The organism is Citricoccus sp. CH26A (genome assembly GCF_000224415.1).
Lineage (GTDB): Bacteria > Actinomycetota > Actinomycetes > Actinomycetales > Micrococcaceae > Citricoccus.
The window spans coordinates 83,309-104,181 of sequence record NZ_AFXQ01000010.1; the positions used below are offsets into that span (position 1 = coordinate 83,309).

Consider the following 20,873-nt stretch of genomic DNA (forward strand, 5'->3'; position numbering starts at 1 on the left):
CGACGGAATCGTCGGTGCCGTTGGGTACCGTGGAAGCAAGCATCGGTGACCCCCGGCGCCCTGCCGCCCGCCGTCGTCGTGGGCTGCGGGAGCGCGGCCGGCGGCAGGAAGGACAACTGTGACTGAGCAGGACCGAACCCAGAGCCCTGCGGCACCACGGCCGGACGCGGAGACCCCCGACGGCGGCGCCCCCGGTTCCGAGGACCGTCCCACCTTCCCGGCCTGGCTGGCCTCCCTGGGCTCGGGCACCGAGAACGACACCATGCTGCGGTTCGCCCCGTCCTCGGCGAACAGCATCGACATCACCCATTCCCACCCCTCGGGCCTGTCCCAGTTCCTGTCCGGGCGCAAGACGCGGCTGTCCACCCTGCTGCGGGACCAGGAGCAGTTCGTGGCCGCCCGCGGCGCGGCCCGGCAGCTGCGCGGCAAGATCCAGGAGCTGGCCGAGGACCGCGGCGTCGACGTCGGCTACCTCGCCACCGGCGTGGCGACCTGGCGGACCATCGAGGAGGGCCGCTCCACGCAGATGTCGGCTCCGGTGCTGCTGGCACGGCTGACCCTGACCCTGCGCAGCGAGCAGGACGACTACGAGGTCCAGATCACTGAACGCGCCCGGCTCAACCCGGCGCTGGCGCGGTACTTCCGGGACACCTTCGGGATCGCCCTGGACGCCGACGACTACCTGCGGGCCGCCTACGCCACCGCCAAGCTGGAGCCGATGCCGGCCCTGGAGCTGTTGCGCTCGGAGGCCCGCCGGTTGCGCGGGCTGGTCGTGGAGAACCGTTTGTTGGTCTCCACCTTCGCCGACCTCGCGGACACCGCCTCCGTGGACGTGGTGGACTCCACCCACCCCGTGGTCGCGGCCCTGTACGACGCCGGGTCCGGCATGGTGCCGCGCCGCGGTGAGCTGACGGACACGGGGCTGGCGCCGCTGGACGAGCGTGACCCGCGGGACGAGACGCTGGTGCTGGACGCCGACCCCTCGCAGCAGGAGGCCCTGGACCACATCGCCGCCGGCCACGACCTCGTGGTCGTCACCCCTCCCGGGACCGGGCAGACGCAGACCGCGGCCAACGCCGTGGCGCAACTGGCCGCGGCGGGCAAGCGGGTGCTCGTGGTGGCCGAGCGGACCGCCACCCTGGACGACTTCCGCCGCCGGCTCGGCTCGGTGGACCTGGACAGCCTGGCGCTGGACCTGCCGGCCGGGGCCACGCCCGAGTCCCTGCGCCGCCAGCTGATCCGCGCCCTGCTGCGGGTGGAGCGCGCCCAGGAGCCCGCCACCAACCGGTTGCACGCCACCCTCGTGGAGCGCCGGCACCAGCTGCGCGACCACCTGCGCAGCCTGCACAACACGCGCGACCGCTGGGGCTGCTCGCCGTTCCAGGCCATGCAGTCGCTGGCGGCGCTGACCGCGATGGACCCGGCGCCGTCCACCACGGTGCGGCTCAAGCGCTCGGTGCTGGACGCGACCGTCAACCGCGAGGAGACCGCGGCCAAGCTCATCCGTGCGGGGGAGCTCGGGGCGTTCTCCCGCGCCTCCACGGAGAGCCCCTGGTACGGGGCCCGGTTGCGCAACGTCCAGGAGACCGAGGAGGCGTACGGCCTGGCCGAGGATCTCGCCGCCGCCCTGCCGGTGCTGCGGGAGCAGCTCGAGAAGGCGACCGAGCAGGCCCAGCTACGGCCCGGGTCCACGCTCGCGGAGTGGGTGCGTCAGATCCAGGTGATGTCGGCCGTGCGCACCTCCCTGGACCAGTTCACCCCGGACATCTTCGACCGTCCCGTCACGGACCTGATCTCGGCCACCGCCTCGGGCCAGTGGCGCAAGCAGCACGGCGTGGAGATGTCCTCCATGACCCGTTCCCGCCTGCGCCGCGTGGCCAAGGAGTACATCCGTCCGGGCATGCACGTGGCGGACCTGCACGAGTCCCTCGTCCAGGTGCAGGCCCAGCGCGCGGAGTGGGCCCAGTGGGCCGTCTCCAAGCGGCACCCCTCGGTCCCGTCCGGGCTCGAGACGCTGTCGGCCAAGGGCCAGGAGGTGGCCGGGGAGCTCGGTCGCCTGCAGCGTATGCTCGCGGAGCCGCGCCGGGACGCGGACCGGCTCGACCAGCTGCACGTGGATGAGCTCAGCACCGTGCTGGACCGGTTGGTGGCGGACCAGGAGACCCTGAAGACCCTGCCCGAGCGCACCCTGGTCGGCGACCAGCTGCGCGAGCACGGGCTGCAGGAGCTCATGGCGGACCTGCAGCAGCGCGAGGTCCCCGTGCAGCAACTGCGATCCGAACTGGAGCTCGCCTGGTGGCAGTCCGCCCTGGAGGCGATGATCTCCGGGGACGACTACCTCGCCATGACGGACGCCGCCTCCCTGCGCCGCATCGAGTCGGAGTACCGGCTGGCGGACGCGACCCACCTGGAGACCGGCAGCCAGCGGCTGAACTGGACGCTGTCCCAGCAGTGGAGGAAGGCCAGTTCCTACCATCGCGCCTCGGCCCGGGTGCTGCGTGGCCTGCTCAAGGACGGCAACCCCGACCCGGAGACCCTGGCCGCCCTGGAGCCCGGACTGCTGCAGTCCCTCGTGCCCGTCTGGACGACCTCGCCGCTGGCGCTGGCCGAGTTCCCCGCGGACCTGGGGTTCGACACCGTCCTGCTGCTCGACGCCGAGTCGCTGGCCCTGAGCACCGCCCTGGGCGCGATCAGCCGCGGGCGTCAGGTGGTCGCGTTCGGGGACGGGACCTCCGGGTCGCCCAAGCCGTTCAACGTCTCGGTGGACCCGACGGCCACGGTGCACTCTCCGCGCGAGGTCGACTCCGCCTTCTCCGCCCTGATCCGGGTGCTGCCCAGCGTGCAGCTGCGGATCATGCACCGGGGCCTGGAGCGCCGGCTCACCCGCCTGATCGGGGACCAGCTGTACGACGGCCAGCTGGACATGCTGCCCGGTGCGGCCGAACTGACCGGTTCGGACCACCCCGTGCGGGTGGAGTTCCTGCCCGGTGGCACGGGCATGCCCGGTGCCGGGGACGAGGGCGTGGAGTCCACCGTGGCCGAGGTGAACAGGACCATGGACCTGGTCTTCGAGCACATCCGCAAGCGGCCGGAGTCGTCCCTGGCCGTGGTCACCGCCAGCCCCCTGCATGCCCGGCGGGTCGCCGAGGCCATCCGGCTCAACCTGCCCAACAACCCCTGGGCGGCACCGTTCTTCACCCGCGCCGAGGAGCCCTTCGTGGTGGCGCCGATGGCCCGGGCCCACGGCGTGGTCAGGGACCACATCGTCTTCACGCTGGGTTACGGCCGGACCCCGCACGGCCGCGTCGTGCACCACTTCGGCCCGTTCTCCGAGGCCGGGGGACGGGAACTGTACGCGACGGCGATGACCCGCGCCCGGGAGCACCTGCACGTGCTCACCTGCGTCCACCCCGACGACCTGGACCCGACGCGCCTGGGCAACGGTGCCGCCGACTTCTACGGGCTGCTCGCCGCCTACCTGAAGGACGGCGGCCACGTCTCGCACCCGCGGCCGGCTGACCCCCTGGTGGCCGACCTCGCGGACCGCCTGCAGCAGCGGCACGGGACCGTGGTGCCGCAGTTCGGCGGCAGCATCGACCTGGCCGTGTGGAACCCGCTGGGCACTCCGTCCTGGGACGGCCAGGCCGCGGCCGAGCGGACCGCCCCGGTGGCGCTGGTCTCCGACGGCTCGGAGTCCTACCGCCGGATGAGCGTGCGGGAGCGGTCCCGTCAGCGGCCCCAGCAGCTCGAGCGCAGCGGCTGGCAGTACTACCCGCTGTGGACCATCGACGTGTTCGCCGACCCCGCCGGGTGCGCGGAGGCCGTGGCGTCCATCCTGGGCCTGCCGGCGGCCGGGGACGGTCCCGGTGACGTCCTCGCCGAGGACGGCCTCCAGCCGCGCGCGGTGGCGCGGGCGATCCCCGCCGCCGTGCCCGAGGACGCGCCGGTGAGCGCGCCGAAGAGCGCGCCGGTGGACGGCCCGGACGGCCAGGAGGCGGACTCCACGCCGTCGGCGGACGGGGCGAGCACGGACGTTCCCGCCGGCCCCAAGGCCGGGACCGACACCGAGGCCCCGGACGCCGAGGCCGACGGCGTGGACGCCGGGGACTCCGCCCCCGAGATGGACAACGTCGTTCACCTCACCGTGGTCTCCGGGGGTTCCGAGGGGGATCCCGCGGCCGGGGATCCTGCCCCTGAGGGTGTCTCGGGTGCCGGTTCCTCGGTCTTCGATCCGGCGGCCCACGACGTTGACTCCCGCTGACCCCTCGCCCGCCGGCGCCGCGGGCTCCACACCCCGGCGCCGCGGGGGCCGGGCCGGACATCGTCGGGTCGATGCCCCGGGCACCGGGCCGGCCAGCGCCGACGGACCCGAGCCGCAGCTGGACGGTCCCCAGCTCGGGGATCGGTCGTCGCCGGGCAGGCCATCCGAGCAGGGCTCCACGCCGACGCCTGCACCGGCTCCGCGTCTGTCCGAGCGCGACCGCTGGATCCTGGAGCAGAAGCCTCCCCACTGGGGCTAGGACCCCAAGGCGGGATCAGGGCCCGGGTTCCTGGGCGGAAATCTCGCCGGACAGCAGGACGGTCAGCTCCCGGGACAGGGCCGCTGCCGCCAGCGCCGCGCCCGCGCCGTCCGGGACGGCCAGCACCAGCACCGGGCCGGAGCCGGCACCGGAGGACCGCTCCTGCAACACCTCGAGGCGCTCGGCCAGGACACTGCCGTCCATGCCGATGACGTCCACGGGATCACCCGTGCTCACGAGCGACAGGGCGGCCGGGTCGGCGATGCGGACGGCCACGGGCCGGTGGCCGGCGGGCGCCGCGGGCACCGGTGGGGCCGCGGCGGCATCGTCCGGGACCGCGTCTGCGACGGCAGCCGTCTCCGCGGCCTCCGCCACGTCCGACGGCACCGCGGCGCCTCCGGCCCCGGGTGAGAGGACCGGCATCAGCGGGGCGTCCTGCGCCCCCGAGCCCGCCGTCCCGGAGTCCTCTGCCGCGATCGGGTCCTCCGCTGCCGGGCCCGCGGTGGGGACCGAGGCGGGGTCCACGCCGGGACCGGTGGCCACGAACAGCGCTCCGGCCACGGCCAGGGGGAGGGCGGCCACCGCCAGGCGCAGGCGCGTCCGCCGTCGCCCCGGTGCGCGGCCGGCACCGCCGTCCGCGCCGCCGTCAACCGGCGGGTCACCGTCGTCGGGCTCGGCGGACGATCCCGCCAGGTGGGCCGGTGGGGGAGCGGCGAGGCGCCGGCGGATCAGCGCCCGCTCACGGCGCAGGGCGGACCGCTCCCTGCGGTGCAGGGAGCGGGTCCGTTCCTGGGAGGGCCGTCCTCGGGAGACGGCGGCGGGGCCGGGCGAGGCAGGGCGTCGGCGCGGTGACGGGGCGGGTGTGCACGGGACTCCGGTGGGCATGCCGCGATCACATCAGGTCGCGGAGGGCCTCCGCCGCGGGGGTGGCGTGGGAGCGGGGACGGCGCGCCGTGCGCCGGTCAGCGGTGGAGTACCGGCTCAGACGGAGGCGGGCGCCGGGGTCTTGGCCGGCGTGGAACCGGAGGACGCCGGGGCGGCGGAGCCGGACGACTTCTCGGCCGGGGCCGTGCTGCCCGAGTCCGTGGAACCGGAGGAGGACGCCGAGGAGCCCTCGGAGCTGCCGGAACCGTTCGAGGACGCCGCCGTGGAGGCACCGCTGCCCTTGGAACCGGATCCGTCCGAGCGGGAGTCGGTGCGGTAGAAACCGGACCCCTTGAACACGACGCCCACGGAGTTGAACTTCTTGCGCAGCGTGCCCTCACATTCGGGGCAGACCGTGAGCGAATCGTCGCTGAACGACTGGACGATGTCGAACGCGTGACCGCAGTCCTTGCAGGCGTAGGCGTAGGTGGGCACCGGGGACACTCCTTCCGGCCAGCCGTGGGCCGGGCAGGGACAGACCGTTCCGTCCGCCGGGCGGGCTTGGCACTCGCACGTTTCGAGTGCCAATGCTACACCCCCGGGGACGTCTCCTCGTCGCCGAACCACGTGACGCCGTCGGCGGTGACCGCCCCGTCCACCGGCACGTCGAACTCCCCGGCGGGGATGAACCCGCGGCTCATCAGCTCGTGCCGGAACACGGACGCGAGGGTGACCGGGCCGTTCTCGCCGTCCTGGCGCTGCCGGCGCACCCCGGCCAGGAACCGGTCGTAGTACCCGCCGCCCTGGCCCATCCGGATGCCGCGCAGGTCCACCACTTGGGCGGGCACCAGGACGAGGTCCACGGTGCGCATCGTCTCGAGCCCGTACCGTTCGCCGACCGGCTCGTCGATGGGGGCCACGGGGCTGCGGGCCAGCTCCACGCCCGGGAACCAGCGAGCCCAGGACAGCTGGCGCTCCGGCTCGGTGATGGGCACCAGCACCTCGACCCCGGCCTCGTGCAAGGCCTGGCGCAGCGGCCCGGTGTCCGGCTCGGTCCCGTAGGACATCACGACGGCGGCGCGCCGGTGGCGTGCGCGCGGCAGGTACCAGTCGAGCACGTGGCGGGTGAGGGCACGCGACTGCTCGGCCCTCTCGTCCTCGCCCAGCTCGCGGCGCCGCGCCCGCCACAGCGTGCGGACGTCCTGTTTGCGCCACTGCAGCGTCTCCTCGGGCGTGGATCCGCGGTCGCCGGTCAGCTTGGCGGAGTACTGGGCCTCGGGCTGGTTCTGGGGGGCGGTTTCATGGGGGGACACGCCTCCCATTGTGCCTCGTCGGGACACCTCGGGACCGTGGCCCCCGCCGGGCCATAGGATCGAGCCATGGCTCCCGCCCAGAACCACTCGTGGCCCGTGACCCTGGAGCACGGGGACCTGGTGCTGCGCCCCTTCCGGCGCTGGGACCAGGAGGAGTGGATGGCCCTGAGGTCCCGCAACCGTGACTGGCTGCAGCCGTGGGACGCGACGAACCCGGCGCCGGAGACGGGGCTGAGGAGCTTCTTCGAGATGGTCCGGGTCCTCAACCGCAGCGGCCGGGACGGCACGGGACTGCCGTGGCTGATCTGCCTGCGCACCACGGTCGCCGGGGACCCGGTCATCGCCGGCCAGCTGAGCGTGTCCTCGATCGTGCGCGGCTCGGCGCAGTCCGCCTCGATCGGCTACTGGATCGACCAGGCGTGGGCCGGGCGGGGGATCGTTCCCACCGCCGTGGCGCTGGCCGTGGACCACTGCTTCTCGTCCCTGGGCCTGCACCGGATGGAGATCAACATCCGTCCCGAGAACGCGGCCAGCCGCCGGGTGGTGGAGAAGCTCGGCTTCCGCCACGAGGGACTGCGCAAGGACTTCCTCCACATCGACGGTGAGTGGCGCGACCACGATTCCTTCGCGCTGACCGCCCCCGAGGTGCCCGGGGGGCTGCTCTCCCGCCTGGAACACGGGAGCCCCGCCGGCTGAGGGCGCCCGGCGGGCCGTCGGCACGAGCCCCCGACGCCGGCGCGCCGGGTGGAAAGGGCCGGCGCGCCCGGGTCCGGTGTACGGAGAACGCGCAGGTCCGCGCAACACACCGTGTTGAATCACACGTCGGTAGTTCCCTGCCGGTAGCCTTGGCGGAGTGGACGCAGGCACGGGTATTCTCGAGGAGTCGCTCAGCCTCGCCTTGGGCTACCTTCCGGACATCCGCCTGCACGCCTCACTGGTGCTGTGCGTACTGGTGGCGGCGTGGTTGATCGCCATCCACCGGAGGGCAACCCGCCAGCCCCCGTCCAGAAGCCACCGGAGGAAGTCCATGTCGCGCAACTCCCAGTCCACGCCCGGGGTCGCAGGCCGTTCCCGCGTGACGTCCGGACCCGGGTTCCGGATCAGGTGGGACCGCACGATCATCGCCCTCGTGGCAGCGCTGGCCCTCGTGACCGCCGTGGTGACCGGCCTGGCCGCCGCCCTCGGTGCCGGGACCGGTGCGGCCGCCGCCCTCTCCGCCCTGCTGGCCGTGGCCGGCGTCGCCTCGTTGCGGGCGCTGGCGCTGCGGGACCGCAAGCGGCGGCGTGACGAGCGGATCGAGCAGGCGTTCACCGAGGCGATGAGTCCGGCCCGGCCCGCCGCCGGGCCCACCGGTCACGGTTCCGCCACCGTGTTCGACGCCGCCTCCGGCACGCCCACGGACCAGCCGGAGGAGGCCGACGTCGTGGCCCCGCCGGCCGCCGGCCCGCGCCAGGACGCCGATCCGGCCCCGGCCCCGGACACGACACCGGGCACCCGCGCCGACGACGCACCGCGGCCGTCCGTCCCGCGCCCGACCTACCTGGACGCCGCCGAGGCGCACCGTCCGCTGCCGGCACCCCTGGCCCGCCCGGAGGTCCCGGCCCACCAGCCGGGGACCAAGCTCAAGGCCGGTGTGTCCGACGAGTACCTCGCCAAGGTCCAGGCCACCGCCAACCGTCCCCTGGACCTGGACAAGGTCCTGGAACGCCGCCGGGCCGTCTGACGACGGGGGACGGGCCGATGCTCCGGCCGGCGCCCGGGGAGCATGCGGAGAACCGGCAGGTCGCGTACCTGTCCTCCCCGGACGTGCGCTCGAGCATCGAGCGCGTCCTGGAGGTCCAGGGCCTGAGGCCGCTGCACGATGCCGAACTGATGGACCTCCAGCACCGCCCCGGCGCCGGCGCCACCGGCGTCTTCCGGGTCCGGACGGCCCCCGGTCCCGGTGAGTCCACGCCCCCCGAGCTGTACGTCGCCCTGACCGCGGAGTCGGTCCCCGAGGATGCCGTGATCGATGCCGGCCGCGCCGCGGACACCGACTGGTCCGCGTGGTTCCACCCCCACGATCCACGGCTGCACGGACTGGCGCTGGCCTCGGACCCCGAGTCCGTGGCGGCCGTCTGGGGCGCCGGGGAACCCCTGACGGACCTGCAGACCGTCAGCTACCGGCCGCTGCGGCGGGCGGTCCTGCGGGCCGTGTTCGGCGGCCGGACCGTATTCCTGAAGGTGATGCGCGGCGGCCAGGCCACGGGACTGCACCACCGGCACGTGCTGCTGGCGGCGGCCGGCGTGCCGGTCCCGCCCGTGCTGGGCCCGCCGGTGGCCGACGTCCTGGCCCTGGGGCAGGGCGCGGGCACGGTCCTGGCGGGACAGATCATGGCGGACGGCGCCCGGCGGATCGATCCGGCCGAGATCACGCAGCTGCTCGACCGCATGCCCGCCGAGCTGCTGTCCCTGCCGCGGCGCGAGGCGTGGGCGGACCGCACCCCCTCCTACGGCCATGCCGCGGCCACGGCGCTGCCGGACCAGGCCCGCCGTATCCGGTCCCTGGTGGACCACCTGCAACGGCAGCTGGACTGCTCGGACCGCGGCCCCGTGGTGCCCGCCCACGGTGACCTCTACGAGGCGAACCTGCTGGTGGCGGAGGGGCGGATCAGCTGCGTGCTGGACATCGACGGCGCCGGTCCCGGGCACCGGGTGGACGACCTGGCCTGCTTCCTGGGGCACCTGGCGGTGCTGCCGACGGTCGACGAGCGGTACGTGTTCACCGACTCGGCGCTGCGCCGGTTCCACTCGCACTTCGTGACGACCGTGGACCCTGTCGCCCTGGCATGCCGCTCGGCGTCGGTGGCGCTGTCCCTGGTGGCCGGTGCCCGGGACTCCGGCCGCCGGGACTGGCAGTCGGCGGCCCGGAAGCGGCTGGACGTCGCGGAGTCGCTGCTGGGGCTGCCTCAGTCGGCCTCGGGCTGGTAGTCCTTCTCGTCCACCAGCCGGTAGCCCACGCCCCGGACGGTGACAAAGCGGGAGGCGCCCAGCTTGTTGCGCAGGTAGCGCACGTACACGTCCACCACGTTCGAACCGGGGTCGAAGTCATAACCCCAGACCCGGGACAGCAGCTGCTCCCGGCTCAGGGCCTGGCCCGGGTGGCGCATGAACGTCTCGGCCAGGGAGAACTCCCGGGCGGAGAGGTCCACCTCCACCCCGCCGATCGCGGCCACGTGCCGCAGCGGGTCGAGCTCCAGGTCCGCATGGCGCAGCACCGGGTCCTCGGGGGCCTGGCCGTTGCCGTTGTCACCGCGCAGCCGCAGCCGGACCCGGGCCACCAGCTCGGCGAAACGGAACGGCTTGGGCACGTAGTCGTCGGCGCCCGAGGTCAGCCCGGTGACGGTGTCCTCGCCGGAGGTGCGGGCGGTGAGGATGATCACCGGCAGGCTCGCGTCCTGCGCCCTGATCTTCCTGAGCACCTCGAACCCGTCCATGTCCGGCAGCCCCAGGTCCAGGATGACCAGCTCGAAACCACCGGTCAGGGCCAGCACCAGCCCCTCACGACCGGTGGCGGCGACGGTGGTCGCCAGGCCCTCCGCCTTCAGGCCCTTGGCCACGAACGAACTGATCCGCGGCTCGTCTTCGATCATCAGAATCTGGCTCACGCCACACCGTCCTTGGAAGGGGATCGCTGGTCCCCGGGGGCCCCGGCCCCCGGGATGGACGTCTCGAGGGACCGGGCGGTCCGGCACGTCGTCGTGTCGTCCGCCTCCGAGGGTACCGCCGGGCACGATCCGTCGGCCGGAGAGTCCTCCGCGGTCAGGGGCAGGTCCATGAAGAACGTCGACCCGATGCCGGGCGCGGACTGGACGTCCACCGTGCCCCCGTGGGCGCTCACGATCGCGGTGACGATGTTCAGGCCCAGCCCCGAACCCTCGGCGCGGGTGCTGTTGGCACCACGGCCGAAGCGCTTGAAGATGCGCTCCCGGTCCTCGGGCCGGATGCCGATGCCCTGGTCCCGGACCCACAACCGCAGGTGGCCGTTGAGCACCTGGGAGCCGAGGGAGACCTTGGACGCGTCCTCGGAGTACTTCACGGCGTTGGAGGCCAGCTGCAGCCAGGCCTGGGTGATGCGCCGGCCGTCGAGGGGGACGGTCACGTCCGCCGCGTGGTCCAGCGTCCAGACCCGTTCGCCCAGCTGCGTGGCCTTGCCCAGGACATCGCGCGTCAGGGCGCCCACCTCCATCGGCTCGGGCTCGACGAAGTCCGGCCGGCCCGAGGTGGCCAGGGTCACCAGGTCCTCCACGAGCAGGCGCATGCGGTCCAGCTCGTCGAGCGCGATCTCCCTCACCTCGCGCACGTCGGCCGGGTCCTCGGCGTCCTGCAGTTCCAGGTGGCCCTGGACGATGGTGATCGGGGTCCGCAACTCGTGGCCGACGTCGTCCAGCAGCTGCCGCTGCGAGGAGAACGACTCCTGGAGCCGGTCCAGCATGTCGTTGAACGTGGTGGCCAGCTCGGCGACGTCGTCCTGGCCGGAGACGGGGACGCGGCCGTTGAGGTCCGTCCCGGAGATCTCCGCGGCGGTGGACTGCAGGGTGCGCAACGGCCGCAGCAACCGGCCCACCAGGACCCACCCGGCCAGGCCGACGACGCCCATCACGCCCAGGCCGACCCCGCCGTAGGACAGGAACGAGGAGTTGAGCCCCGCCAACTGTGCGGAGTAGTCGAAGGCCAGCAGCAGCATCGACGGGGCGGTGTCGTTGTCGAAGCGGATGGGGACCGCGATCGCCCGGTAGGTGGTCTGGGCCGTGGAGACCGTCTCGAGCCGGACCGAGTCGCCCTCGAAGTGGCCCTGGGCCCACGAGACCAGCTCGGGATCGTCTTCCAGGCGCACCTCGACGGCGTCGGAGGCGGTCCAACTGATCCGTCCGTCCCGCAGGCCCAGCATGCCCTCGTCGTCGGCGGGCAGGGTGCGCTGCATGGCGGTGAAGACCAGCTGGTCCGAGGCGGAGAACGGCTCGCCGGTCTCGGGATCGACGCCCTCCTGGGCGAGGATGCGGAACTCCTGGACCGAACGCTTCAACGAGTCGTCGATCTGGCCGTTCATGACGGCACGCTGCAACAGGTAGGCCGTGGCACCGGACAGCAGCAGCGCCAGGGCGGTCAGCAGGACCAGCAGACCGACCACGCGGGTGCGCACGGGCAGCGCGCTCCAGCGGCGGACCGGGCGGGCACGGCTCAGCAGGCCACCGGCCCGGGAGGCATCCCGGCCGGGCGGGTCGGCGCGCGAGATCATGCGTGCCCACCGGTGCCGGGGGACGCGTCAGTCATCATCGTCATCCCCGTCGTCATCGTCATCCCCGTCGTCATCGTCATCGTCCCGGTCGTCATCATCATCGTCGTCGGCGGGCGACTGCGGCGCCGGGGCGGGGACTGGCTGCGGGGCCGCCGGCGGGGCCTGACGGGTGCGGGGCTGGGCGGCCTGGCTTCCGGAACCGGTTTCCCCGGAGGACGCCGAACCGCCGGAGGATCCCGTACGGGCCGGGGCAGACGTCTCCGGGGCGGGACGGGCGGAGATCCTCGCCCGGGAGACGGCCGGGTCGGAGCCGTCCGTGCGGCCCGCGACGCCCGATGACCCGGCGGCCGTGGGCGTCCCGTCCTGGGGGGAGGACGGGGCGGTCGAGGCGTCACCGGGGGAACCGGTCCCGGCCGCGGAGGGCGCGTTGTGCCGCTGCGCCGTCGGGGCATCCGTCACGGCGATCAGCGGGGCCAGTTCCACGGAGCTGGGCCGGGCGGCGAGGACCGCGATGCCCAGAGCCGCCACGACCGCCACCACCATCAGGACGACGGCGGCCTTCAATCCTCTGCCCGCGTTCTTCATGGCCATGATTCTTCCGCATCCGGATGAGCCGAAGATGAGAGACCGGCCCCGGTGGACGAGGAGACGATGACCATTCGACGACCGGACCGGCGGGGCCGGACCGGCGGGGGCTGGACCGGAGGCGGTCAGCCGACCGGGGGGTCGCCGTCCTGGTCCGCGTCCGGATCCGGGTCCTGCCCCGGATCCGGGTCCCGAACCTCGTCCAGGGCCTGGTCGGCGTCCAGCTCCAGGGCCAGGTCCAGGGCCTGGTCGAGGGCCTGGTCCAGGTCCGGCTCCGCGTCCCCACCCTGCTCCGCCTGCGGGTCCGGGTCCTGCTCCGAGGAGGCGGCGTCCGCGCGGAGGCGGGCCAGGGCGGCGCCCTCCTCGTCACCGGCCAGGTCCAGGGACTGCGCCAGCCCCAGCCACGCGGCCATCCGCAGGTACCGGGCCGTGTCCTGCTGCTCCGTGATCATCCGGAACAGGGAGGCCGCCTCCTCGGCCCGCTCCTGCTCCAGGAGCACATAGGCGGCGAACAGCTCGGCGTTGGAGGCCGCGGTGGTGTCCTGGGAGGCGGCGAACAGGTCCGCTGCCGTCAGCGCCGAGGACACCGCTGCCGGGCCCTGGCGCAGGGCCCACAGCCCACGGGCGCGGGTGTCCGTGAAGTCGGCCTCGTGCCACGCCGCGGAGGAGTCCTGGGCCAGGGCGATCGCCTCGTCCAGCAGGGCCACCCCCGTTCCTGGCCCAACTCGCACAGCACGTGGCCGAGGGCGTGCAGGGCCTGGGGCAGCACGGCCGGGTCGTCCTCGTCCTCGACCCGGCGGGCCAGCTCGACGGCCCGGGAGAACCGTTCTGCCGCGTCCTCGGCGCGTTCCTGCCGGTTCAGCAGGGCGCCGGCCGCCAGGCACATCCGGGCGGCCTCGGCCAGGGACCCGGCCTCCTGGAACAGGCCCGACGCGCGGTCCCAGTGCTCCAGCGCCTCGTCCGGGCGCCCCTGGTGACGGGCGGCATGGCCCAGGTCCACGAGTGCCCGGGCCAGCCCGGGCAGCCGACGGGCGGCCTCCTCGCGGCGCACCAGGCCCGCCAGGACGCGCTCGGCGAGCGCGTGCTCCTCGGCCTCGAGCAGCTGGTGCCCCAGGGCCAGGGTGAGGTCCGAGGCCTCCGGCACCTCGCCCTGCTCGGCCTGGGCGACCGCGACCTTCCAGGCGAGGATGGAGGACTGCTGGTCACCGGCGTCGTGCGCCAGGCCCGCCAGCAGCGCGGCGGCCGACGCCGCGCCCTTCCGGACCCCGGCGGCGGCGTGCAGCTCCACGGCGCGCAGCGCATCGGCCGCTGCCTGGGCCGCGTCACCGAGCTCGTGGGCGACCACCGCCTTGAGCATCCACATGGCCGCGCGGACCGCGCGGTTGGCCTTGCCGGCCAGCACGTCGTCCGCGACCTCGGCCGCGCTCTCGGGCTCATGGGACATCAGGTGGACGTGGGCCAGGAACATCCGGGTCGAGGACAGGGACTCCGGGGCCACGGCGATCCCGGCACCCACCCGGGCGTCCAGGATGTCCAGGCACTCCTCGAGCAGGTCCACCGCCGGATCCAGGCGGCCGTCCTCCACGTTGCGCACCGCCAGGGCCACCAGGACGTCCGGCAGGACGGTGTCCACGGACCGTGCGGACCGGGCGCGCTCGGCCTCCAGCACGCCCTCCAGCACCGTGGCCTCGAACGATTCCGGTTCGCGCAGCAGCATGGTGCCCAGCTCCGACTCCATCCGGGCCTGGTGGGGATACCCGGCCTCCACCAGCAACTGGGCGCGCTCCGCGATGTACCGCGTGGCCGCGGCATGGTCACCCTGCATCTCCGCCACCGAGGCCAGCGCGCGCAGCAGTCCGGCCCGGTTGAACGGGTCCTGGCCGCCGCGGGCCTGCAGCCCGGCGCGGGCCGCGCGCCCGGCCAGGGCCAGGTCCTCCGCGTAGGCGGCCTCGTAGGAGGCGTCCAGCCAGCCGCGGGCCGTCTCCGGGTCGTCCTGGGAGTTGGTCAGCGAGCGCCGGGCCAGCACGGCCCCCAGCCGCGGCGCCAGGTCCTCGGGCAGGCCCGGGGTGGGGGTGTCCTCCTCGCTCACGACCGGCCCTCCCTTCTCTCGACTCCAGTGGTATGCGTGCACAGCCCACCCAGTATTCCAGAGACGCGGGGATGGATCGGGGTCGGGGCCCGCGGCCTCCTAGACTGGAGTCCATGGATTTCGACACCAGGGCGGGTGCCTACGGAGTGATCGTCCAGGACGGAGCCCTGTTGCTGAGCCTGTGGCAGGGGCCGCGGGAGGCGATCTGGACGCTGCCCGGCGGCAGGATCGAGCTGGGGGAGCAGCCCGAACAGGCCTGCCTGCGCGAGATCGAGGAGGAGACCGGGTACACGGCCCGCCTCGACGGCCTGCTCGGTGTCATTAGCCGCACCATCGAACCGGAGCACCGGACCCACGCCACGCGACGCTCGCTGCTGGCCGTCCAGGTGCTGTACCGGGCCGAGATCGTCTCCGGCCGGCTGCGCGCCGAGGTCGGGGGGTCCTCCATCGACGCCGCGTGGCTCCCGCTGGACGAGCTGCACCGGCACCCGACCTCCCCGCACGTGCACCGGGCCCTCGACCTGGCCGGGGTGCGCCGATGAGGCGCGCCGCACCGGGCTGGGCCGCCATCGGCCTCGCCCTCACCGTGACCCTGGCCGGGTGCACCCCCGCGGACTCCGGCCCGGGCGCCACCGCATCCTCGACGGCGGGACCGGTGACGGTGGTCGGGGGAACCCGGCCCGAGGAGCAGCTCCTGGCCCGCGTCGCGGTCCGGCACCTGCAGAACCACGGTGTCAACGCCGTCATGGGCGAGCCCTCGACCGTGCCCTGGGACGCCGCCGGAGACCAGCAGGTGGCGATCGTGGACTCGCTCGCCATGGCCTCCGAGGTCGCCCCCGCGGCCCTGGCCGGCCCGGTCCCGACGCCGTCCCCGTCACCGACGGCGTCGGCCGCGCCCACCGCGGGTGCCTCCCCGGCGACCGGTGCGCCGTCCCCGGGCACCGCCTCACCCACCCGCACGGCGAGCCCCACGGACCCGGCCCCGGCCTCCCCGACCGGTCACCCGACCGCCACCGGCACCCCCACGCCGCTGCCGGACGGCGCCCCGGCCGCCGACGCCGCAGGCACCACGGCCATCGTGGTGGACCACCTGCCCGAGGGCACCGAGGTCATCGGGGAGTCCGCCGGGACGTTGCGGCTGCAGGCCGTGACCACGACGGCCACGGCCGGCCTGTACTCGATGGAGGAGCTGGGCGATCTCAACGGCCTGTGCGACCGGATGGTCTTCACCCCCGAGGCCGCCGGGGCCCTCGAGACCCGTCGGCTCGAGGTCCTGGCCGGCTGCGAACCGGACGAGTGGATCGCACCGGGCGAGGACGGACCGGCCGTTGACCTGGTGACGGGACGGGCCGACGTCGCCATGCTCTACGGCACCGATCCGGCGATCGCCGACCACGCCCTGGTGCCCCTGGGCGACCCCGAGCGGATCCTGCCCGAGGGCCGGGTCCTGCTCGTGGCCGATCCTCAGGACGTGCCCGGCACCGCGACCGCAGCGCTGGTCGAGCTCGCCGGACAGCTGAGCGGGGAGCACCTGGCCGAGCTGCAACGGCTCTCCGCCGGCCCGGATGCCCTGCCGTCCGAGGAGGCCGCCCAGTACTGGCTGGTGTCGGCCGGCCTGGAGCAGGCACCGGAGCGCTGGTTCTAGGGGCCGGATTCCCGTCTTCCCGGTGGGTGATACGCGCCAAGTCGCGCCCTGCGGTGGGAGGATGGTGGGCATGGCAAAGACACGGACCGGTCAGATCAAGCAGTCCTCCAAGCTCCTGAACGTGCGGTACGACGTGCGCGGGCCGATCCTCGAGGAGGCCCAGCGCATGGAGGCGGCCGGCCACCGCATCATGAAGCTGAACATCGGCAACCCCGCCCCTTCGGCTTCGAGGCCCCGGACGCGATCCTCAAGGACATGGTCTCCCACTTGCCGCACGCGCAGGGATACTCCGACTCCCAGGGCATCTACTCGGCCCGGACCGCGGTCAGCCAGTACTACCAGTCGCGCGGGATCATGGGCATCGAGGTGGAGGACATCTTCATCGGCAACGGCGTCTCCGAGCTGATCTCCATGGTGCTGCAGGCCCTGGTCGACGACGGCGACGAGGTGCTCATCCCCGCCCCGGACTACCCGCTCTGGACCGGCGCCACCACGCTGTCCGGCGGGCGTGCCGTGCACTACCGCTGCATGGAGGAGGAGGACTGGGCCCCGGACCTGGAGGACATCGAGGCGCGGATCACCGACCGCACCAAGGCGATCGTCATCATCAACCCGAACAACCCCACCGGGGCGGTGTACTCCCGCCAGGTGCTCTCCGGGATCGTGGAGATCGCCCGCAAGCACAACCTGGTGCTGATGAGCGACGAGATCTACGAGAAGATCCTCTACGACGGCGCCCGCCACATCAACGCCGCCGGACTGTCCGACGACGTCCTCACCCTGACGTTCTCCGGACTGTCCAAGGCCTACCGCGTGGCCGGGTACCGGGCCGGCTGGGTGGCGATCTCCGGGCCGAAGCACCGCGCCACGGACTTCATCGAGGGGCTGACCCTGCTCTCCAACATGCGCATGTGCGCCAATGTCCCGGGCCAGCACGCCATCCAGACCGCACTCGGCGGCTACCAGTCCATCAACGACCTCATCCTGCCCGGCGGGCGGCTGCTCGAGCAGCGCAACACCGCCCAGCGGCTGCTGGCCGAGATCCCCGGCGTCACCGTGCAGCCCGCCCACGGTGCGCTGTACCTGTTCCCGCGGCTGGACCCGGAGGTCTACGAGATCGAGGACGACGAGCAGTTCGTCATCGAGCTGCTGCGCGCCCAGAAGATCCTCGTCTCCCACGGCCGGGCCTTCAACTACCCGGACACGGACCACTTCCGGCTGGTCACGCTGCCCAACGTCCGGGACCTGGAGATCGCGATCGAACGCATCGCCGACTTCCTGGAGGAATACCGTGAGCGCTAAGAAGCACGTGATGGACTTCGAGGGACAGCCCTGGGAGCTGTTGCGCGCCCGGTCCCGCGACGGCGTCATCAAGGGACCCGCGGACGTCCATCCCGACTCCAAGCCGGGGTACCTGGGCGGCAGGGCCGAGGGGGAGGCCACGCTGGCCATCCGCGCCGAACGGCTCTCGCAGCTGCAGGAGCTGCTCTACGCCAACGGCGTGTCCGGCAACGGCAAGGGTGCCTCCGTGCTGCTGGTGGTGCAGGCCATGGACACCGCGGGCAAGGGCGGGATCATGCGCAACGTGGCGGGTGCCATGGACCCCCAGGGGGTGGAGACCGCGGCCTTCAAGGCCCCCACCGAGGAGGAGAGGAGCCACCACTTCCTGTGGCGGGTCCGCAAGCACCTGCCCGACCCCGGATTCGTGGCCGTCTTCGACCGGTCCCACTACGAGGACGTGCTGATCCACCGGGTGCGGCAGCTGACCTCACTGCACACGATCGAGCGGCGGTACGAGGAGATCCGGCGGTTCGAGCGGGACCTGGCGGAGCGCAACACGCGGATCGTCAAGGTCATGCTGCACATCACCAAGGAGGAGCAGCAGGACCGGCTGGCCGAACGGCTGGACCGTCCGGACAAGTTCTGGAAGTACGCACCCGGTGACGTGGACGAGCGCGCCCACTGGGACGAGTACATGGACGCCTACCGGATCGCGATCGAGGAGACGGACGCGGACCACGCCCCCTGGTTCATCGTCCCGGCCAACCGCAAGTGGTACTCACGGATCGCCGTCCAGGAGCTGCTGATCACCGCCCTGGAGTCGCTGGAACTGCAGTGGCCGCCCGCGGACTTCGACGTGGCCCTGGAGAAGCGGCGGCTGGCGGAGAGCTGACCCGGGCTGCCGGGGACCGGCGCCGGGGGATAGACGGCGGATCCGCGGCCGGTCGTCCCCGCCGGCTGAGCGCTGTGGGCGACCCCCCCCCTTGCGGCACCCCCGGGGGCACCGGTCTAGGGTGGGATGACAGATCGATCCATCCGCTCTCCAGGAGGTACCGACATGACCGGACAGCAGTTGCAGGGACAGACCATCGCCTTCCTCGCCACCCGGGGCGTGGAGCAGGTCGAGCTCACCTCGCCGTGGGAGGCCGTCAAGGCCGCCGGCGGCCGGCCCGTGCTCGTCTCGCCGGAGTCCGACTCCATCACCGCGATGAAGGGGGACTGGGAGCACGGCGACTCCTTCCCCGTGGACCACCAGGTCGGCTCCGTCTCCTCCGGGCAGTTCGACGCGCTCGTGATGCCCGGTGGCACCCTGAACGCCGACGCGCTGCGGGCCGACCAGGACGTCCAGGCGTTCGTGCGCGGCTTCTTCGAGGAGCACAAGCCGGTGGCCGCCATCTGCCACGCACCGTGGACCCTCATCAGTGCCGGGGTGGTCTCCGGCCGGAAGCTCACCAGCTACCACTCCCTGTCCGAGGACCTGCAGAACGCCGGTGCCACCTGGGTGGACGAGGAGGTCGTGGTGGACCAGGGCCTGACCACCAGCCGGAACCCGGGCGACCTGGACGCGTTCAACGCCAAGCTCGTCGAGGAATTCGCCGAGGGCAGGCACGCCGGCCAGACCGCCTGAGCCGTCGGCACGACGACACCGGCCCCGGCCGGACCCGCGACCTGCGGGTCCGGCCGGGGCCGTTGTCGTGGGTGCCTCAGCCCGTGAACAGGGCGGAGGCCTTCAGGGCCGTCTGGACCAGCCCGTAGGCTAGCGCGGCGATGACGATCAGGGCCAGGACGAGGGCGGTCGTCCGGTAGGCACCGCCGGTGCCGGCCGGTTCCCGGGTGGCCGGGGCGGTACCGCCCGCGGTGCTGCTGCCTGCGTTGGGTGTGCTCACTGGACGTACTCCTTCTCGCGGTCCCGGCCCTCCGGGACGTGGTGCTTGGGGTGGACGGGGCGGACCAGGAGGTTGGCGAGGAAGCCGATCGCGAGCAGCCCGACCATGATGTAGAGCGAGAGTGAGTACAAGCCGGCGCCGGTCAGCCCGCTGTCGGCCTGGGCCTCGATCACGCTGTTGACGATCAGGGGACCGGCGATGCCCGCTGCCGACCAGGCGGTCAGCAACCGGCCGTGGATGGCTCCCACCTGGAAGACGCCGAACAGGTCCTTCAGGTAGGCCGGGATGGTGGAGAAGCCTCCGCCGTAGAAGGACAGGATGACCATCGTGGCGAGGATGAACACGACCACGTTGGCCCCTCCCATCAGGGCGATGACGAGGTACAGCGCCAGTCCGACGCCGAGGTACATCATGTAGTTGTTCTTCCGGCCCCAGGAGTCCGAGGTGGCGGACCACACGAAGCGGCCGGCCATGTTGGCCAGGGACAGCAGCCCCACGAAGCCCGCCGCCGCCGCCGGGGTGATCCAGTCGAAGTAGTCCTGGATCATGGGAGCGGCGTTCTCCAGGATGCCGATGCCGGCGGTGACGTTGCAGAACAGCACGATCCACAGCAGCCAGAACTGGGGCGTGCGGATCGCCGAGTCCGCGGACACGTTCGCCGTCGTCTGCAGCGGCTTGGCGGCCGCCGTCGAGGGGTCCCAGCCGGTGGGCGTCCAGTCCGGGTGCGGGACGCGGATCACGATCGCCCCGAGGGAGATGACGACGGCGTAGACGGCGGCCAGGGTCAGGAAGGTCTGCAGCAGGCCCGCCTCCAGGTTCGCGGGATCGGTGCCGCCGCCGAAGAGGGCCATGAGGCTGTTGGACAGCGGGCTGGCGATCAGGGCACCACCGCCGAAGCCCATGATGGCCAGTCCCGTGGCCAGCCCCGGCCGGTCCGGGAACCACTTCATCAGCGTGGACACCGGGGAGATGTACCCGATGCCCAGGCCGATGCCGCCCACCACGCCGTAGCCGAGGTAGACCAGCCAGAGCTGCCCCGTGGCGATGCCGAGGCTGGCGACGAGGAACCCGGTCACCCAGAAGGTCCCGGCCACGACCATGGACTTGCGCGGGCCCGACCGTTCCACCCAGGTGCCCCCGAAGGCGGCGGCCAGGCCGAGCATGGCGATGGCCACGGAGAAGATCCATCCGACGGCGACCTCACCGGTGTCGAAATGTCCCATCATGGGGATCTTGAAGACGCTGAACGCGTACACCTGGCCGATGCAGAGGTGGATGGCCAGGGCAGCCGCGGGGATCAGCCATCGGTTGAACTGCCGGGGGGCGACGATGGCCTCCCGATCGAGGATGCTGGGCATGGTGGTGCGGTCCCTCTCCGGGTGGCCGCTCGGGGGCGGGTGCGCGGGACGACG

17 protein-coding genes and 1 pseudogene are annotated in these 20,873 nt (G+C 73.1%); 9 read left to right on the plus strand and 9 right to left on the minus strand.

Features of this window, described 5'->3' with window-relative positions; genetic code table 11:
* Positions 1 to 118 precede the first annotated feature (118 nt).
* The gene (locus CITRI_RS0108070) at positions 119 to 4,261 is read left to right on the plus strand and encodes a DUF4011 domain-containing protein (RefSeq protein WP_010144216.1); all 4,143 of its coding nucleotides are present in this window, start codon (positions 119 to 121) and stop codon (positions 4,259 to 4,261) included.
* 274 nt (positions 4,262 to 4,535) lie between these two features.
* Here the strand turns inward: CITRI_RS0108070 and CITRI_RS18415 are convergent, their stop codons facing one another.
* From CITRI_RS18415 to CITRI_RS16930, 3 genes are all read right to left on the minus strand, one after another.
* The gene (locus tag CITRI_RS18415) at positions 4,536 to 5,405 is read right to left on the minus strand and encodes a hypothetical protein (RefSeq protein WP_010144218.1); all 870 of its coding nucleotides are present in this window, start codon (positions 5,403 to 5,405) and stop codon (positions 4,536 to 4,538) included.
* Positions 5,406 to 5,501: 96 nt separating this feature from the next.
* Positions 5,502 to 5,879: an FmdB family zinc ribbon protein gene (locus CITRI_RS0108080; RefSeq protein WP_010144219.1), complete on the minus strand. Its 378-nt coding sequence runs from the start codon at positions 5,877 to 5,879 to the stop codon at positions 5,502 to 5,504.
* 95 nt (positions 5,880 to 5,974) lie between these two features.
* Entirely contained in the window at positions 5,975 to 6,697 is a 723-nt protein-coding gene (locus tag CITRI_RS16930) for a 5-formyltetrahydrofolate cyclo-ligase (protein WP_157998916.1), read from the minus strand.
* A gap of 66 nt (positions 6,698 to 6,763) precedes the next feature.
* Between CITRI_RS16930 and CITRI_RS0108090 the strand changes: the two genes are divergently transcribed.
* The 3 genes from CITRI_RS0108090 to CITRI_RS16935 all read left to right on the plus strand — a co-directional run bounded on the left by CITRI_RS0108090 (position 6,764) and on the right by CITRI_RS16935 (position 9,667).
* Positions 6,764 to 7,393, plus strand: a complete 630-nt coding sequence (locus CITRI_RS0108090; protein WP_010144221.1) for a GNAT family N-acetyltransferase — start codon at positions 6,764 to 6,766, stop codon at positions 7,391 to 7,393.
* A 157-nt stretch (positions 7,394 to 7,550) separates the two neighbouring features.
* Positions 7,551 to 8,420 carry a hypothetical protein gene (locus tag CITRI_RS0108100; RefSeq protein WP_141566024.1) on the plus strand — a complete coding sequence of 290 codons (870 nt, stop codon included), beginning with the start codon at positions 7,551 to 7,553 and terminating at the stop codon, positions 8,418 to 8,420.
* A gap of 17 nt (positions 8,421 to 8,437) precedes the next feature.
* Positions 8,438 to 9,667: a phosphotransferase gene (locus CITRI_RS16935; protein ID WP_010144223.1), complete on the plus strand. Its 1,230-nt coding sequence runs from the start codon at positions 8,438 to 8,440 to the stop codon at positions 9,665 to 9,667.
* On the opposite strand, the gene CITRI_RS0108110 is transcribed toward CITRI_RS16935, so the two are convergent.
* The 4 genes from CITRI_RS0108110 to CITRI_RS20490 all read right to left on the minus strand — a co-directional run bounded on the left by CITRI_RS0108110 (position 9,646) and on the right by CITRI_RS20490 (position 14,649).
* Positions 9,646 to 10,344 (minus strand): response regulator transcription factor, encoded by a 699-nt coding sequence (locus tag CITRI_RS0108110; RefSeq protein WP_010144224.1) that lies wholly within the window; start codon positions 10,342 to 10,344, stop codon positions 9,646 to 9,648. The genes CITRI_RS16935 and CITRI_RS0108110 overlap by 22 nt on opposite strands.
* Positions 10,341 to 11,975 (minus strand): cell wall metabolism sensor histidine kinase WalK, encoded by a 1,635-nt coding sequence (locus CITRI_RS0108115; RefSeq protein ID WP_010144225.1) that lies wholly within the window; start codon positions 11,973 to 11,975, stop codon positions 10,341 to 10,343. The genes CITRI_RS0108110 and CITRI_RS0108115 overlap by 4 nt, the downstream gene beginning before the upstream one ends.
* 27 nt (positions 11,976 to 12,002) lie before the next feature.
* Positions 12,003 to 12,560, minus strand: coding sequence for a hypothetical protein (locus tag CITRI_RS19635; RefSeq protein WP_157998917.1), 558 nt, complete (start codon positions 12,558 to 12,560; stop codon positions 12,003 to 12,005).
* Between the two features lie 571 nt (positions 12,561 to 13,131).
* The gene (locus CITRI_RS20490; protein WP_010144227.1) at positions 13,132 to 14,649 is read right to left on the minus strand and encodes a tetratricopeptide repeat protein; all 1,518 of its coding nucleotides are present in this window, start codon (positions 14,647 to 14,649) and stop codon (positions 13,132 to 13,134) included.
* Positions 14,650 to 14,762: 113 nt separating this feature from the next.
* Between CITRI_RS20490 and CITRI_RS0108135 the strand changes: the two genes are divergently transcribed.
* The 5 genes and pseudogenes from CITRI_RS0108135 (at position 14,763) to CITRI_RS0108155 (ending at position 19,202) form a co-directional block, all read left to right on the plus strand.
* Positions 14,763 to 15,191 (plus strand): NUDIX hydrolase, encoded by a 429-nt coding sequence (locus CITRI_RS0108135; RefSeq protein ID WP_010144228.1) that lies wholly within the window; start codon positions 14,763 to 14,765, stop codon positions 15,189 to 15,191.
* The gene (locus tag CITRI_RS0108140) at positions 15,188 to 16,294 is read left to right on the plus strand and encodes a hypothetical protein (protein WP_010144229.1); all 1,107 of its coding nucleotides are present in this window, start codon (positions 15,188 to 15,190) and stop codon (positions 16,292 to 16,294) included. Before CITRI_RS0108135 ends, CITRI_RS0108140 begins: the two co-directional genes overlap by 4 nt.
* A gap of 70 nt (positions 16,295 to 16,364) precedes the next feature.
* Positions 16,365 to 17,596, plus strand: a pseudogene (locus tag CITRI_RS16945) (pyridoxal phosphate-dependent aminotransferase).
* Between the two features lie 10 nt (positions 17,597 to 17,606).
* Positions 17,607 to 18,467 (plus strand): polyphosphate--nucleotide phosphotransferase, encoded by an 861-nt coding sequence (locus CITRI_RS0108150; protein WP_010144231.1) that lies wholly within the window; start codon positions 17,607 to 17,609, stop codon positions 18,465 to 18,467.
* A 165-nt stretch (positions 18,468 to 18,632) separates the two neighbouring features.
* Positions 18,633 to 19,202: a type 1 glutamine amidotransferase domain-containing protein gene (locus tag CITRI_RS0108155; RefSeq protein ID WP_010144232.1), complete on the plus strand. Its 570-nt coding sequence runs from the start codon at positions 18,633 to 18,635 to the stop codon at positions 19,200 to 19,202.
* 76 nt (positions 19,203 to 19,278) lie between these two features.
* Here the strand turns inward: CITRI_RS0108155 and CITRI_RS19375 are convergent, their stop codons facing one another.
* Entirely contained in the window at positions 19,279 to 19,461 is a 183-nt protein-coding gene (locus CITRI_RS19375) for a hypothetical protein (protein ID WP_010144233.1), read from the minus strand.
* Entirely contained in the window at positions 19,458 to 20,819 is a 1,362-nt protein-coding gene (locus tag CITRI_RS0108165; RefSeq protein WP_010144234.1) for an OFA family MFS transporter, read from the minus strand. The genes CITRI_RS19375 and CITRI_RS0108165 overlap by 4 nt, the downstream gene beginning before the upstream one ends.
* Positions 20,820 to 20,873 lie beyond the last annotated feature (54 nt).

Coding starts and splice junctions, on each gene's coding strand:
- CITRI_RS0108150 (WP_010144231.1), top strand. CDS start 17,607: ATGGACTTCGAGGGACAGCCCTGGGAGCTGTTGCGCGCCCGGTCCCGC.
- CITRI_RS0108090 (WP_010144221.1), top strand. CDS start 6,764: ATGGCTCCCGCCCAGAACCACTCGTGGCCCGTGACCCTGGAGCACGGG.
- CITRI_RS0108115 (WP_010144225.1), bottom strand. CDS start 11,975: ATGATCTCGCGCGCCGACCCGCCCGGCCGGGATGCCTCCCGGGCCGGT.
- CITRI_RS0108135 (WP_010144228.1), top strand. CDS start 14,763: ATGGATTTCGACACCAGGGCGGGTGCCTACGGAGTGATCGTCCAGGAC.
- CITRI_RS0108165 (WP_010144234.1), bottom strand. CDS start 20,819: ATGCCCAGCATCCTCGATCGGGAGGCCATCGTCGCCCCCCGGCAGTTC.
- CITRI_RS0108155 (WP_010144232.1), top strand. CDS start 18,633: ATGACCGGACAGCAGTTGCAGGGACAGACCATCGCCTTCCTCGCCACC.
- CITRI_RS0108140 (WP_010144229.1), top strand. CDS start 15,188: ATGAGGCGCGCCGCACCGGGCTGGGCCGCCATCGGCCTCGCCCTCACC.
- CITRI_RS19635 (WP_157998917.1), bottom strand. CDS start 12,560: ATGAAGAACGCGGGCAGAGGATTGAAGGCCGCCGTCGTCCTGATGGTG.
- CITRI_RS18415 (WP_010144218.1), bottom strand. CDS start 5,405: ATGCCCACCGGAGTCCCGTGCACACCCGCCCCGTCACCGCGCCGACGC.
- CITRI_RS16935 (WP_010144223.1), top strand. CDS start 8,438: ATGCTCCGGCCGGCGCCCGGGGAGCATGCGGAGAACCGGCAGGTCGCG.